At 48.9% G+C, this 14,627-nt stretch carries 15 protein-coding genes; 4 read left to right on the plus strand and 11 right to left on the minus strand.

Translation table 11 applies throughout. The features are described 5' to 3' along the window. Position 1 precedes the first annotated feature (1 nt). Together AK95_RS12025 and AK95_RS12030 are read right to left on the minus strand one after the other, a co-directional pair. Positions 2-2,107 (minus strand): ABC transporter ATP-binding protein, encoded by a 2,106-nt coding sequence (locus tag AK95_RS12025; protein ID WP_071220186.1) that lies wholly within the window; start codon positions 2,105-2,107, stop codon positions 2-4. Continuing rightward, positions 2,108-3,865, minus strand: a complete 1,758-nt coding sequence (locus AK95_RS12030; protein WP_071220487.1) for an ABC transporter ATP-binding protein — start codon at positions 3,863-3,865, stop codon at positions 2,108-2,110. Positions 3,866-4,449: 584 nt separating this feature from the next. Between AK95_RS12030 and AK95_RS12035 the strand changes: the two genes are divergently transcribed. Both AK95_RS12035 and AK95_RS12040 read left to right on the plus strand, forming a co-directional pair. Next, positions 4,450-4,755, plus strand: coding sequence for a HesB/YadR/YfhF family protein (locus AK95_RS12035; protein WP_071220187.1), 306 nt, complete (start codon positions 4,450-4,452; stop codon positions 4,753-4,755). Between the two features lie 46 nt (positions 4,756-4,801). Then, the gene (locus tag AK95_RS12040) at positions 4,802-5,251 is read left to right on the plus strand and encodes an NUDIX domain-containing protein (RefSeq protein ID WP_071220188.1); all 450 of its coding nucleotides are present in this window, start codon (positions 4,802-4,804) and stop codon (positions 5,249-5,251) included. A gap of 139 nt (positions 5,252-5,390) precedes the next feature. Here the strand turns inward: AK95_RS12040 and AK95_RS12045 are convergent, their stop codons facing one another. Beyond that, the gene (locus tag AK95_RS12045; protein ID WP_071220189.1) at positions 5,391-5,906 is read right to left on the minus strand and encodes an ADP-heptose synthase; all 516 of its coding nucleotides are present in this window, start codon (positions 5,904-5,906) and stop codon (positions 5,391-5,393) included. Positions 5,907-6,155: 249 nt separating this feature from the next. Here AK95_RS12045 and AK95_RS12050 point away from each other — a divergent pair, with 249 nt between their 5' ends. After that, positions 6,156-7,901, plus strand: a complete 1,746-nt coding sequence (locus tag AK95_RS12050) for an ABC transporter ATP-binding protein (RefSeq protein ID WP_071220190.1) — start codon at positions 6,156-6,158, stop codon at positions 7,899-7,901. A gap of 76 nt (positions 7,902-7,977) precedes the next feature. Here AK95_RS12050 and AK95_RS12055 read toward each other — a convergent pair whose 3' ends face one another. The 7 genes from AK95_RS12055 to AK95_RS12085 form a co-directional block, all read right to left on the minus strand. After that, complete coding sequence (locus AK95_RS12055; protein ID WP_071220191.1) at positions 7,978-9,270, minus strand: DUF6080 domain-containing protein; 1,293 nt, start codon at positions 9,268-9,270, stop codon at positions 7,978-7,980. A 63-nt stretch (positions 9,271-9,333) separates the two neighbouring features. Beyond that, positions 9,334-9,654 carry an EamA family transporter gene (locus tag AK95_RS12060; RefSeq protein WP_071220192.1) on the minus strand — a complete coding sequence of 107 codons (321 nt, stop codon included), beginning with the start codon at positions 9,652-9,654 and terminating at the stop codon, positions 9,334-9,336. After that, entirely contained in the window at positions 9,644-9,985 is a 342-nt protein-coding gene (locus tag AK95_RS12065) for an EamA family transporter (RefSeq protein ID WP_071220193.1), read from the minus strand. Before AK95_RS12065 ends, AK95_RS12060 begins: the two co-directional genes overlap by 11 nt. Beyond that, a complete protein-coding gene (locus AK95_RS12070) occupies positions 9,973-10,605 on the minus strand; it encodes an HAD-IB family hydrolase (RefSeq protein ID WP_071220194.1) in 633 nt (210 codons plus the stop codon). The genes AK95_RS12065 and AK95_RS12070 overlap by 13 nt, the downstream gene beginning before the upstream one ends. Positions 10,606-10,634: 29 nt before the next feature. Further along, positions 10,635-11,561, minus strand: coding sequence for a decaprenyl-phosphate phosphoribosyltransferase (locus AK95_RS12075; RefSeq protein ID WP_201259385.1), 927 nt, complete (start codon positions 11,559-11,561; stop codon positions 10,635-10,637). 200 nt (positions 11,562-11,761) lie between these two features. After that, on the minus strand, positions 11,762-12,205 hold the full coding sequence (locus tag AK95_RS12080; protein WP_071220196.1) for a DUF441 domain-containing protein: 444 nt from the start codon (positions 12,203-12,205) through the stop codon (positions 11,762-11,764). A 128-nt stretch (positions 12,206-12,333) separates the two neighbouring features. Continuing rightward, positions 12,334-13,311 (minus strand): YpdA family putative bacillithiol disulfide reductase, encoded by a 978-nt coding sequence (locus AK95_RS12085; protein WP_071220197.1) that lies wholly within the window; start codon positions 13,309-13,311, stop codon positions 12,334-12,336. A 217-nt stretch (positions 13,312-13,528) separates the two neighbouring features. Between AK95_RS12085 and AK95_RS12090 the strand changes: the two genes are divergently transcribed. Next, a complete protein-coding gene (locus AK95_RS12090; RefSeq protein WP_071220198.1) occupies positions 13,529-13,834 on the plus strand; it encodes a DUF2087 domain-containing protein in 306 nt (101 codons plus the stop codon). A 96-nt stretch (positions 13,835-13,930) separates the two neighbouring features. On the opposite strand, the gene AK95_RS12095 is transcribed toward AK95_RS12090, so the two are convergent. Continuing rightward, positions 13,931-14,557 (minus strand): FMN-dependent NADH-azoreductase, encoded by a 627-nt coding sequence (locus AK95_RS12095; protein WP_071220199.1) that lies wholly within the window; start codon positions 14,555-14,557, stop codon positions 13,931-13,933. Positions 14,558-14,627: the final 70 nt, after the last annotated feature.

Raw genomic sequence — 14,627 nt, forward strand, 5'->3', positions numbered from 1 at the left:
ACTACACATGACCACCGGCCAGCTTGCTGTTGGAGGTGGCAAGCACCGTTTCCTTGGTCTCTGCAATCGAAGCCGTGCTGCCCTGCTGGAGCTGGTACATTTTAAAATACCTTCCGCCCAGGGCCATCAACTCGTCATGGGAGCCCTGCTCTACAATTTCTCCACGGTGAAGGACCAAAATCTGATCGGCGCTGCGAATCGTGGATAGGCGGTGAGCGATGATAAAGGTCGTGCGCCCACGCTTCAGTACCTCCAGGGCTTCCTGGATTAAGGCTTCCGTCTCCGTATCGATGTTAGCGGTGGCTTCGTCGAGAATCAGTATGGCCGGATTGAATGCAAGAGCCCGGGCAAACGAGATTAACTGGCGCTGTCCTGCCGACAGCGTACTGCCCTTCTCCAGTACCGGCTCATCAAAGCCTTGCGGAAGATGAGCGAGCAGTCGGTCGGCCCCGACGTCGCGAAGCGCCTGCTCCACCTGTTCCCGCGTGATCCCGGGATCACCGAGGCTGACATTCGAAGCAATCGTGCCGGTGAACAGGTACGGGTCTTGCAGCACGATGCCCATATGCTTGCGGAGCCATTGCTTCGGAATATCGGTAACGGGCTGCCCATCAATGGTAATCGTGCCTTTCTGCGGGTCATAGAAACGGAACAACAGATTGATGATGGAACTTTTGCCGGAGCCGGTATGACCGACAAGCGCCACGGTTTGGCCCTGCTTCGCTTCAAATGTAATGTCTTTTAGCACATAGTCCTTCTTGTATGCGAAGGAGACATTCTGAAACTCCACATTTCCTAAATACCGCGGCATGCTGCCGTCCGTTACTTTTTCGCCCGTTTCATCCATCAGCTCGAATACCCGTTTGGCGGAGACGATGGAGGTATCGAGCGCGGCCAGCTGGTTAACCATGCCCGTAATCGGCTGGAACATGCGGCCAAGCAGATCAACGAAGGCGTAGAGGACGCCGATCGATACGATGCCGGCACCGTTCAATGATGCCGAACCGAAATACCAAAGAACGACCACAAAAGATACGTTACGCAGCACATTCACCAGATTGTGCGTGGTGAAGGAGTTCAGATTGAGCATTTTGTTCTGATGGGCCATATAGTCCGCATTCAGGGACTCGAACTCTTCTTGGGTCGCTTTTTGGCGGCGGAATACACGAATGATGGCCATGCCCTGAATGGATTCATTAATAATGGCGTTGATCTCGCTCAGCCGGGAGCGGATGACCGTATTGTATTTGGTTGCGAATTTACGGTACAGGATGGTCCATACAATCAGCATTGGAATAACAAACAAACTGATTAAGCCCAATCTAACGTCCAGAAGGAACAAGGCAACATAGACACCCGTGATATATACGGCGCCAGAGCTGAAGTTGGATAATACCGCAACAAACAGGTCCTTTACCGCTTCGGTATCATTGGTTACCCGGGAAACGACTTTGCCCGCCGGTAAATTATCAAAGAAGTTGACGGGCAGCCGCTGAATATGGGCATATACATCGGTACGCAGCTTCTGAATGACCCGGTTGGCTGCCGATTGCAGCCAGTAGGTTCTGCCGAATACCGTAATCATGGAGATCAGCAGACAGATCAGGAACAGGCCGACGAGCTTGTAAATGCTGGGCAGCTCGGGTTTATAAAATTCAAACAGCTGTTCTTTGGTTAATTTGACGGCCGGATATTGCAATTCTTCTGAGGCATAGGAAATCGTCAATACACCGTCCTGGAAGGAACGGTTTCCTTCCGTTCGGGCTACCGGCTCATTAATGAAATAGAAGCTGCGGCCTGCCTGGACGAGGCGTACTTCCTGTCCTCGCGTCTCGCCTTCTTGAAAGCGATCCTCCCGTTTATAATAAGTTCCATTATAGGATGCAGCACCTTGGGCTTGCGTCGTCTCATAATAGGGACGCTCGATGCCCAGGATATGCTCGTCGATCATCGTTTTTGCGATGAAGGGCCCAGCAAGCTCTGCGGCAACACCGATGGCCAGCAGAATCAAGGCGGTAATGAAGGTGCCCTTGGCCGTTAAGGCATAGCGGAACAGCCGTTTGGCAATTCCGGATTCATTCGAGATGGTTGTATCGTTTGGAGTCAATTAAGACACCTCCTCGGAGGTCAGATTGTTTTCTACCTGCTGGCGTTCGAATTGCTCACGGTACCAGCCGCCGAGCTCCAGCAGTTCATCATGGGTTCCCTGCTCCGTGATTCGGCCGTCCTCCAGCACCACGATGATATCGGCATGCTGAACGGCCGAGAGTCGATGCGTGGAGATCAGCGTCGTTTTGCCGGCGCGTTTGCTCCGGATATTATCGATGATTCTGGCTTCCGTCCGGGCATCCACAGCGGACAAGGAATCGTCCAAAATTAAGATGTCAGGGTCGCTGATAAAAGCTCGGGCCAGTGAGACCCTTTGTTTTTGTCCGCCGGATAACGCCACCCCTTTTTCGCCGACAATGGTATCCAGGCCATCGGACAGGGTAACCAGATCGCGGTCAAAAGCGGCAGTTGTAATGGCATCCATTATCAGTTCGTCGCTGGCATCCTTTTTGCCGAATTGGATGTTCTGGCGCACCGTCTTGGAGAACAAAATCTGCTCCTGGGGAACGTACCCGATCCAGCTGTGGAGCTGATCGGTCGCCAGCATTTCCATGGGGATGTCGGAAATGAGGATTTCGCCGGTTCCGGTAGGGTACTCATGGAGAAGCTGCTTCAAGAGCGTCGATTTGCCGCTGCCCGTGCGCCCTACGACGCCGAGCGTCTGACCTTTTTCCAGTGTAAAGTTAATATTTTTCAAATTATCTATTGTAGAGGTCGGGTAACGGAAAGTGACATCCTTGAATTGAATGGTATCCGGAACCTTCACGTCTACAGGGTTCGCGGCGTCGGTAACATCCGGCGGGGTCTTTAAGGTTTCGTTGACCCGATCCAGTGAAGCGTTTCCGCGCTGCATAATGTTGATCAATTCCCCGATGGCGAACATCGGCCAAATCATCATCCCGAGGTACATGTTGAACGATACGAGATCTCCGAGTGTGATTTGATTCTGGAACACGAGGTACACGCCGTAGGCTAAACCGATGACGTAACTGAGACCAATGGAGAAATTGATGGTCGGTTCGAATAAGGCGTCTACTTTCGCTACCGCCAGATTTTTACGATATACGTCATCCGTAATGTCCTGGAATCGCTGCTGATCGGCGCGTTCTTGTACATATGCACGGACGACGCGCACACCGGCTACTGACTCCAGAACCTGATCGTTCATGTCACCGAAGGCATCCTGCGCCAGTGTGTAGCGCTTATGAATGGCTCTTCCATAGATGACCATGCCAATGGCAATGATCGGCATGGGCAGAATAGCCGCCAGCGTCAGCTGCCAGCTGACAATGAAGCCCATGGCGAAGAGGACGACAATCAAGTATATGGTAGAGTCGGTCATGACGAGCATCCCGAAGCCGGCAGTTGCTGCCACGGAGCGAAGATCATTCGTGGCTTTTGCCATGAGGTCTCCGGTACGGTTGCGTTCGAAAAACGGCGGAAGCATCCGCAGCAAATGGTTCATGTACCGGGTACGGAGCAGGCGTTCCACGAGGTTCGCTCCTCCGAATAAACGGTGCATCCATATGTAAGTGGCGCCGTATACGACAGCAACGATGCCGAGAATCATGAGCAGATATTGAACGAGGGAAGTCCACGTTATGGAACTGCTGACGATATCGTCAATGGCGTTTCCGAGCAGAAGCGGCGGCAGTAGCTCAACCAGTCCGCAAAAGATGAGAAGCGCAAGGCCGATCAAGTAACGCTTTTTTTCTTGCTTGAAAAACCAGCCTAGATTTTTAAGTACGGCAAACACATTATCCCTTCCTTTCGTAGGTCGTTCTGGCATCATATCATCCGCAAAAACCAAAAAAAGCACATCATCCGACGACGGACGATATGCTTCATTAATTTTGAACTTATCATACGCACGGTGATCCTGACTTCCGTGCAACGGTTAGCAGCTTCGTTCAGATCATTCTGGCAACGAATGAACGAGGCTTGATGATGATGAGACAGCACCATTGGGGAGTCGATCCATATTTAATTGTAGGAAATGATGATCAAGATGATCTTGATCCATTGCAAACAGTTTCAACATGTCACTCACCCTTTCTTCGTAATTTACATTTTATTCAAATCGATCTCGTATGGACTGAATTTTATCACCATGAACTGGAATGTGTCAAACTTATTTTTCAGGATCACTCGCAAGATATTCGATAGTGAAGGTAGGTTAGAACCTTATGTCACTATTTTATTATCAAAATGATTTGTATCCTAACGTATGTATGCGTTATGATAATATTGCAGCTAAATATGGATACCGTCCCTAAGATCTCCGGTCTGCTAACAGATTGGGGTCAACATATTATGACGTCTAAGGAGGGTGTACGATACATGCAAATTCAAGTCAGCGATCAGGCGGCACGTTGGTACAAGAAGGAACTTGACCTTCAGGCAGGCACGTTCGTTCGCTTCTTTCCACGATATAGCTCAGGCGGAGGCCTCCATCCTGGCTTTTCGCTCGGTATTTCGGTAGAAGAACCAAGAGAAGCGGGACTGACGGAGTGTTCCGAAGAGGTAACATTCTTTATGGAAGAACAGGATCTGTGGTATTTGAAGGGATATACGCTACGCGTGAAATATGAGGAATCCTTGGATGACATTTCGTATATTTATGAAGAAGAGGGCGCAGTAAATTAACCTGATGAGAGACTGCAGCGCCATCTAGGGAAAGGAGGTTCCCAAGATGAGCGTATATCACCGTGATATTCGCCAATACATCGGCAAACGTTCGGTGGTTCGTGTGAAAGCGGCGGTTCTTGTGCTGAACGATAATGGAGAGATTCTGCTCCTGAAACGGCAGAACAAGGACGAGTGGGGACTTCCCATCGGAACCCTGAAGCCCGGCGAAGCTCTTGAAGACACAGCGTCCAGAGAGCTGTGGGAGGAGAGCGGCCAGACAGCGGATGATATGCGACTCTTGGACCTTGTATCTGGTCCGGAGTATATGAAGAAGCAAATTGGTGGAGATGAAGTGTATTATGTGATAGGTGTGTATGAGGCAACCGGTCTGCACAGTGCCATTCATTTGTCCCCTAATACGGAAGTATCTCTTAAATATTTTGATTTTCAAGCATTGCCCGCAATGGATGCGATCACGGTCCGCTTGCTGGACAAGATTAAAAAGAACAGCTGAGGCTTCGTTAGTGGTGGCAGTTTTATACGCTTTAAATTCCCCGCATGGGGAATTTTTTTCGGTCAACATGAGGAGTCCCTGCCCCATTCAAACCGGGGGGAAGGGACTCCTTTTGCCATGCGAAGGTGTGTACATACGCTCATTCTGACTGCCCGGACAGCGGGACCTCCAATGCAAAGTCAAAATCGTCGATATCATATACCTGAACGGGAAGAGCGCTCTCGACGATACGCTGAATCAGTTCGTATTGATCGGTCAGTATGGGAGCCTCGGCTCTTTGGGATGCCAGGAGCAGCTCAGTTTCAACAGGATCAAAGGATTCCCCATAAGGTGCGGTGTCCATGGTGTTCATGACCGAGACCCGGGTAGTTTCACTAACGGGAATGGTAGGGCTCTTGGACCAGGGAACCTGCAGGGCACGCTCAATTTTCTTTTTGTTCAGCGGCTCTTCAAAATAGGAAATCAATTCGCCGATCTTTATCTTGACGTGCTGGTCATCAGCACTGCTATTCATGAGATGTTCTTCGGTGGTATGAAGCTCATATAATTCCAAAATGGTTGTGTACGGAATGATATACTCGACGGGTTTCGGTGGTACTAACAGCTGACCGTAAATAGCCAGCATGACGGCCTCCGTCACGAAAATTCTGGTCATGACTAAATCCTCCTGCAAGACATGATACAATTCATAAGTTTAGAACTAATAAAGCATTGAAGTTCATAAATGTCAACTGCTCTTCGCCTAACAACCGCGTGGATCTTACTTAACAATAACATCCATCGACGTACTTTCACAGAAGACAGACCGCGGGTTAAAGGTGTTATTCTTGCGATTATTGAATGGATTCAGCTTCGCAGAAAACTCGTAAATTCTATAATCTAAAGAAAGGGGCTTTAATTACCTTTGAAATCATGGAAAATCTATTATCCGTTTGTTAAGCCGTACATGAAGTGGATCATTCTGACCCTTATTATCGGCATGATCAAATTTGCAATCCCGTTATTGCTGCCCATGATCATGAAATATGTCGTGGATGATCTGCTGATCAACCAGCAGATGACGATCGAACAGAAAATTCAGGATCTGATGTGGATTCTTGCCGGGACGCTGGTGCTGTTTGTCGTGGTGCGTGGTCCGGTGGAATACTTGCGGCAGTATTTTGCCCAATTCATTACCAGCCGTATTTTATTCGATATGCGTAACCGGTTATATGCCCATTTGCAGCGCTTATCTCTCCGCTACTATCAGAATACCAAGGTAGGTGAGGCGATATCGCGCTTTATCAATGACGTGGAACAATCCAAGAACCTGGTGGAAGTCGGCATGATGAACATCTGGCTGGATATGTTTACACTGCTGTTCGTGTTAATTGTCATGTTCTTCATGAATCCCGTATTGACGCTGGTTGCCATTTCGATTCTTCCTCTATATGGACTAGCGGTGAATTTGTTGTATAAGCGGCTTAAACGTCTGACTAAGGACCGGTCGCAGGCTCTCGCCGGTATCCAGGCGTATCTGCATGAACGGATTCAGGGGATCTCGGTTATCCGCAGTTTTACTCTGGAGCGTTACGACCAGAAGAAGTTCGAAGGGATCAACGGCAATTTCCTGAAAAAAGCGATGGCCCAGACCCGCTGGAATGCGCTCACCTTTTCCATTATCAACACGCTCACCGACATTGCGCCTATCCTGGTTATCGGTTATGGGGGATACCGGGTAATTCAGGGAGATCTGACATTAGGTACGTTTGTTGCCTTCTTTGGCTATCTCGACAGGCTGTATGCGCCCCTTCGCCGTCTGATCAACTCGTCAACGGTGTTAACGCAGGCTTCAGCGTCGCTGGAGCGGGTCAAGGAGCTCATGGACGAGCCGTATGACATTGTGGACCGTCCGGATGCCAAAACGCTTAAGACAGCGGGACAGATCGAATTCGACCGTGTCTCCTTTAAGTACAACGACGCTGCCGGTTGGGTGCTTCAAGATATAAACTTAACCATTCGGCAGGGGCAGACGGTTGCGTTTGTCGGCATGAGCGGCGGCGGTAAATCGTCTCTGATCGGACTGATTCCGAGATTCTACGATGTACAGCAGGGCGCGGTGAAGATTAACGGTCATGACGTCAGGGATTTGACGCTGGACAGCCTGCGCGGATCGGTGGGCATGGTCCTGCAGGACAACTTCCTGTTCAGCGGCACCGTCCGTGAGAATATTCTGTTCGGCAATCCGGAGGCGGATGAAGAGAGAATCGTCGCCGCTGCCAAAGCCGCCAATGCGCATGATTTCATCACCCAGCTACCGCAAGGCTATGAGACGGAAGTGGGTGAACGCGGCGTCAAGCTCTCAGGAGGACAGAAACAGAGACTGGCGATTGCGCGTGTCTTCCTTAAGGATCCGGACATTCTGGTGCTGGATGAAGCGACGTCGGCGCTGGATTTGGAGTCCGAGCATCTGATACAGCAGGCGCTGCAATCCCTGTCCAACAACCGTACCACATTAATCGTGGCCCATCGCCTGTCAACGATTACGCACGCCGATCAAATCGTTGTGCTGGAGAATGGCAGAATTACAGAGCAGGGAACGCACGGCGAGCTGATGAATCTGGATGGAAGTTATGCCAGACTGTATAACGTGCAGCATCTGGAGACTTAATACGAAAGACCCGTCCTTCTGTGGCATGGTGTTGGGCCATGCTTCAGGGAACGGGTCTTTATTTTAGGGTAAAGGCTTATTTCTCGATATTCTTGAACACCGTGTCATAGGTCATCTGAATATACTCAAGCGTCTGTCCGTGCAATACGATATTGTTCACTAAGGTGATCAGCAGGAACAGGATCATGATGCCGGTCAGAGCTTGTTGAATCCGGAGGTTCTTCGTTTTGGCAATAAACAGCGCTGCAAGCACAAACACGGCAAACAGATAATGTCCTGCGTACAAGTACAGATCGTAAGCGTAAGTAGCCAAACCGAACCCAACGATGATGTGCAGCAGAATCGCGAACAGGATATAGATGGCAAATGCCCAGGTATCGCGGGATCGGATGCCCTTAATGAAGGACAGAATCGCAAGAATAAGCATCCCGATCCCGACGATATGGACATGAATCGGATACGGCTTGGCCAAATTCGTCACGAATGCCGCGATCCCCGGGTCAATCATGGCAAGCTCCGGCGACAGGATCGGGCTTACAAACAGCATGTAGAAGACCCGGGAATGGTGCTCGAATGAAAAAGGAGAAACATAGCTGAGCGCACCGTTTTGTACGCTTGAAAACACGTTCGCGATCCAGGATTTACCTGAGAACAGCAAGTGTTGAAGCAGGGTTACGATAATCACCATCCCCAGAAAAGCCAGTATAATGAGGATGAAGCGTTTAAAGGCATCCTTCCAGCGTCGATCGAACAGGCTGATCAGGAGCGCACCTGCGAACGTTGCCACATTCGTAGACGTGATGCCGAAATTAATCAGGGCTAGGGAGGCATTCGGCATGACGGCATATCGATTCGTAAGCCGGCAATAGTGCAAGTAAGCGGCTGATAAGATGATCATGAACTGCGCATAAGCATAGGAATCCGGTATGAACGCCGTGAACAGCGTATAAGAGCTGATACCGAAGAAAGCCGCCGTTACGAAGGACAACAACCAGCCGGCTCCGCTTCTTCGGACGATATAGTAGACCAGCGCAGCGCTTAAGGCATTCAAGACCGATTGAATCAGAAGATAAGGGAGGTTCGCACTCCCGATCATCGTCGTTAACGGACTGGTCAGGAAATTAATGAATGGATGGATGATCGAGATATTCTCCGGTCCATATTCCATGGAAGGATCGAAGTTGAACAGATTCAATGTGAAAGGCGCACCATAGAACGGGCTGTGCGGCATCAAACCGGCTGCATGATCCTTGATGTAGGTCACGAACGGAAGGTTCATGAAAACATACCATAGGACAAGACAGATACTTAGGCCGATCGCTGTGTAATTATCTTTTTTATGTCGGAATAAATAACTGAAAAAAGTCATGTTTTACGCTCCACCAATCTTTCCATTATATATGTACTGTGAATAGGCTTAAGCTGCGTTCGCTTACCAGATCAGCAGAAGCAATCCGGAAATAATAAAAGCGACGCCGGCGATTTTGCGGATCCCGATGGTTTCCTTGAATACCCATTTGGCAAACAACAAGGCCCACAGGAAAGTCAGTGCATTGGCAGGCATAACCAGCGTATAGGGAAGCTCCCCTAGAAGGTATATGTTTAACAAGGCTCCCAATCCGTAACTAAGGAAACCGATCAGCAGCAGCTTGATTTGTTTGTTTGCGGTATACCCCTTGAAGAATACGCTCCCCAGCGAGCCAAGCAAAGTCATCAGAAGCAGGAGCAAGTATAGGAATCCGTCATTTTTCATAGGACGTTAATGTCACCCCGATTCCGAGCAGGGCGACGGCTGCCAGTTTTTGCAGGGTTAACGGTTCATCCAGAAAAAAGTCACCATAAAACAGAGCCACAATATAGCTGATGCACATTAGGGGATAGGCAACGGACAGTTTCTCCAATGAAAACGATTTGATCATGAGTATGGCTCCGAGGCCGTAACAGATAAAGCCGATTCCCATGTACAGCAAGTTGTCGTGTCCCCATTTCCAGAACAGCTGGCCGGTAGCCGTCAAAAAAGCCGATAAGACCATGAACAGCTTGCCCAAGTGGCGCGGGGCGCTCTGCGCTTTTATCTGTTCCATGTTAATCCCTCGCATCCCTGAGCGGATTTGTGGTTGATCAAATATTTATGTTTGACGAGCCCGAACATCGGGAGGTCGGACAAGGAGTCGGAATAAGCGCAGGAAGCTGCATAGTCAATGGTCAGCTGCCGCTCGTTCAAGTACTGCTGAATCCGGTTCACTTTTTCCTCCCCCTTACAATTGTTCCCTTCGATCATAGACGTAAAGCGTCCGTCCTGTACGGAAAGCTTGGTAGCGATCACCGTGTCGACACAAGCAAGCTCTGCAAAGTATCTCATGTAAGCATCGGGGGACGCCGTTACAAGGAGCACATGATAGCCCTCGCTTTTTTTTCGTTGCATTTCCTTCAGCGCAGCCGGGAAGATCGCAGGTTTCAATTCCGTTTCGTAAAAATGTTTCAGGTCGGCTTCATCCATATGGCGCATCGCATGAAAATAAGCGCTCTTTGCTTTTTCAGCTCCCAGAAGACGGAGCTTGTACAGAACGGAGTGAAGCAGGACTTTCAGTATGACGGGGGCCGTGGACGGTTTTTTTCGTATGCCATACTTTAAAAATTGAAACATGGAGTCCGAGTGGATGACCGTTTTGTCGATGTCAAAGATTGCGAATTTCTGATTCATATCATTTCCCTCAATTTACCGATTCTGTATTATTCAAAGTATACCAAAATTCCGATGACGCAGATGACATAAAGGATCACGGTGACCAGGATGTGAGCGTCCTCCAGGAGCACCCGGTCCGGAGCCCCGCCTTTTTTCTCGATGTGAATCAGATAAAGATAGCGGAACATCCCGTAAATAACGAGCGGTATGGTCCACATGAGATGAACGGTTCTGCCGGACGTAAAAGTAAACAGCGAATAACTGATGATGGTTGCTGTGGTGACAATGCTGCTCATCTGATCCAGCAGATCGAACGAATATTGATCGAGCACCTTGCGGTGAGAGCCCTTGTCATGCTGCAGCAGATGAAGCTCATGCCTTCTCTTGCCGATCGCCAGGAAGAGCGATAACAGCATCGTACAGAGAAGAAACCATGGCGTGAACGGGACGTGGATGACCAGTCCGCCTGCGATGGCGCGCAGCACAAACCCGGCCGCGATAATCATGATGTCAATGATGACAACATGCTTCAGCCGGAAGGAATAAGCTACGTTCATGGCAAAATAGAGCACCAATAATACGGTAAACAGCGGATTGAGCAAATAAGATATGACCAGCGAAGCTGTCAGCAGCAGCGCGCCGAATCCAATAGCCAGCTTAGGAGGAAGAGCTCCCGAGGCCATCGGTCGGTATTTTTTCACCGGATGATTGCGATCCGCTTCGCGATCGGCATAATCGTTCACAATGTAGACGCAGCCGGACACGAATGACAACAGAAAAAAACCGATCAGGGTGTCGAAGAGCACGCCGGGATTCACCCCTTCAAAGGAGAAGAGGGGGGCTGCGAATATGAGCAGGTTTTTGGTCCATTGCTTTGGCCTCAGCTGCCTGAAGAGCAGCAAGGGAAGCTGTTTAAGCGGAGCAGCGACCGATTCGGTATTCGTTGAAGACAATGGTGTTACCTCCTGATACATCATATTTCATAAAGGATTGCGGGAAATAGCGCTAAAACACGATAGCTATCATACCATAAAATAGACTATATATGGTAATGGTCCGTTGGTTGCGAAGCTTACATATAGAACAAATAAACCTCCCCAAGCGTTCACAAACCGGCAGGGAGGTTATGTTTCTACTTAATTAATTGTAAAAAAAGAAGGCAGTATTCGTTTCATCATGATTTGCCGATCAGCAGGGACAGCAGACCAGCCGCAATGAGCGGCCCGACGGGTACGCCTCGGAACAGGGCTACCCCAAGCACCGTGCCAACGAGAAGACCCGCAACCACGGTGGGATTGGTTCCCATCAGAGTGGCCCCCCGGCCGCCTAGATATGCGACAAGCATGCCGACGGCGATGGCCAACAGCGATTTCCAGTTCAGGAATGATTCGCCGATCGTTTGCAGACTCATCTTTCCGCTGGCCAGCGGTGACATGACACCTATGGTGAGAATGATAATGCCGAGTGTCAGACCGTATTTCTCCAGCCATGGAAATGCTTGCTGAAAGCCGGTTACCCGGATGAGAAGCAATGCCAGCATCGCAATGGTCACGGCAGAATTGCTGCTGATAATACCAAGTCCCGCCATAGCCAGCAGGATGAGTGAAGTTACGTCCATGGGGAATCACTCCTTATGTTTAAGATATCAGAAAGTTTAGACTACGAGACGTATGCCTTCCTGATATCGTAAGAAAAACATCATCAAAAAAACCGGTCCGTCCTCTGGGAAAGCACGTTGGTAATCGTTTAAGCGTTCGAGACCAGATGCTCGGCAATCAGACGACCATGTAGTCTGCCTGTCTCAATGAACACCTCATTGGCGTTGCGGCCGGATGCAATGACGCCTGCGACATAGAGTCCCGGAACGTTGGTCTCCATCGTATCCGGATTATAAAGCGGCTTCTCCATGTCTTCATTCAGTTCAACGCCGGAGGAGGCAAGCAGCTTTCGGTCAGGACGGAATCCGGTCAATGCCAGTACAAAATCATTCTCAATGATTGTTTCCTGGCCTTGATTCGAAAGAACGGTAACGGAAGATTCCGCGATTTGTACGACACGCGAGTTCAGGTGAAGCTGGATATGACCTTTTTGCACCATGCTGTCAAACAGAGGACGTACCCAAGGTTTGATGTTTTGTGAAACTTCCTCACCCCGGTATACCATCGTCACCTCGGCTCCGACACGGATAAGCTCCATGGCAGCATCCACGGCGGAATTACTGCCGCCGATGATCGCGGTTTTCATTCCTGCATATGGATGGGCTTCCCGGAAATAATGGGTTACTTTCTCCAAGTCTTCTCCAGGAATGCCAATATAATTCGGATGATCAAAATAACCCGTAGCAATGACTACGTGTTTAGCTTCTCGTATGGACTCTGCACCACCGCGGCGCTGGGTCTTCACCTGAAAGCTCCCGTCGGGCTGCTTGGTTATGGTGAGTGCTTCTTCGTATGGGGAGATTTTCAGATTAAAGTGTCTGGCAACTCTGCGATAATAGGCCAGCGCCTCGTGCCGAAACGGTTTATCATTCGATATGGCGAACGGAACATCTCCGATTTCAAGCATTTCGGCCGTACTGAAAAACTGCATATGTGTTGGATAGAGATAAATGGAATGAACTACATTGTGTTTATCGATGATCTCGCAGCTGAGGCCCTGATTGCGGCATTCAATGGCAGCTGAGAGACCGCATGGGCCTGCGCCGATAATTAAGACGTCGAGCATGGTGAACCTCCTTATGTATTAACCTTGCGTTTAGATCAGCATTATAATCCTACAGCAAATAAGAGGATAAATCCAGATTAGGCGGTATGGAGCCTGGCTGAATTGACTTCAAGCAGAAAGTATTTGACAAACACCATTAATTTGATTACCATCTAATTAGATAAATATTAAATTAGACGGTTATGAAACTTGTGATTAGGAGGGAGGAAGAAAAAAGATGGAAACGACTGCTAGCGAAGCTTATAAAACAACCGTTCTCCGGAATTTTATAGCGAAAGACGGAACGCTGCGCTCCATTCCGGCCCAGTACAAGAAGAAACTCGTCATATTGGAATACCTGGTTGAGCAGCTTGAAGCAGGGAAGGAATATCCGGAAAAGGATATCAATGCGTTTATCAAGCGTTATTATGCGGATTATGCAACCATTCGGCGGGAATTTATCATTCATCAATATATGAGCCGTGATCATGAAATCTATATTCGTAACCCGCGCGAGTTATGGACCCAATGGGAAAAGGTTTAAATGGGATTATCACAAAAAGCCACCTTTCACTGCCTAAGACAGTTGAAGGTGGCTATTGTATATAACGATCCGTGTTATTATTCCGTATAAGTTCGATTAGAAACCGGCAGCAGCCTTTTTAACGAGCTCAAGACCGTTCTGAACGATCATTTCTGCTTCATTAGGGAATTGGTTGTGGCCTTCAATGATCAGGGTTTCGATATCCTGTACGCCCCATTGACGAAGATTGCCCATCACGAAGTTAACAGCCATCTCAGCCGCAGCCATAGGTCCTTCGGAATAGTTGCCGCCGCGCGCATTCAGGATGACGACTTTTTTGCCAGTCACGAGACCTACAACGCCTTGAGGGGTATATTTGAACGTTTTGCCTGCTTGGTTCAGATAGTCGATATACGTATGAAGAACGGCAGGTACGGTCATGTTCCACAATGGGAAAGCAAGCACGATTTTGTCTGCAGCAAGAAACTGGTCAAGATATTTGCTCACATTCGAAGCAGCCGCCTGCTCTTCCGGTGTAGCTTCCAATCCTTGGGCAGCTTTAAACATACCGTTGATGGCAGTGCTATCATAATAAGGAAGATTCTCTGCAAATAGGTCAAGCTCCGTGATTTGGTCTTCCGGATGGCTTTCTTTGAAGGACTCCAAAAACGCGTGGTACATTTTTACGCTGACCGATTGTTCGATGGCTCTGTTGTTTGCTTTGATGAATAGTACATTAGACATGTATGAAAACACTCCTTGTTGTTAGGTTTACTTTATAAAGTATAGTATATTTCATTTTTATCGTTTGTCA

The sequence above is a fragment of the Paenibacillus sp. LC231 genome, assembly GCF_001860525.1.
In the GTDB taxonomy this organism is placed as follows: Bacteria; Bacillota; Bacilli; order Paenibacillales; family Paenibacillaceae; genus Paenibacillus_AQ.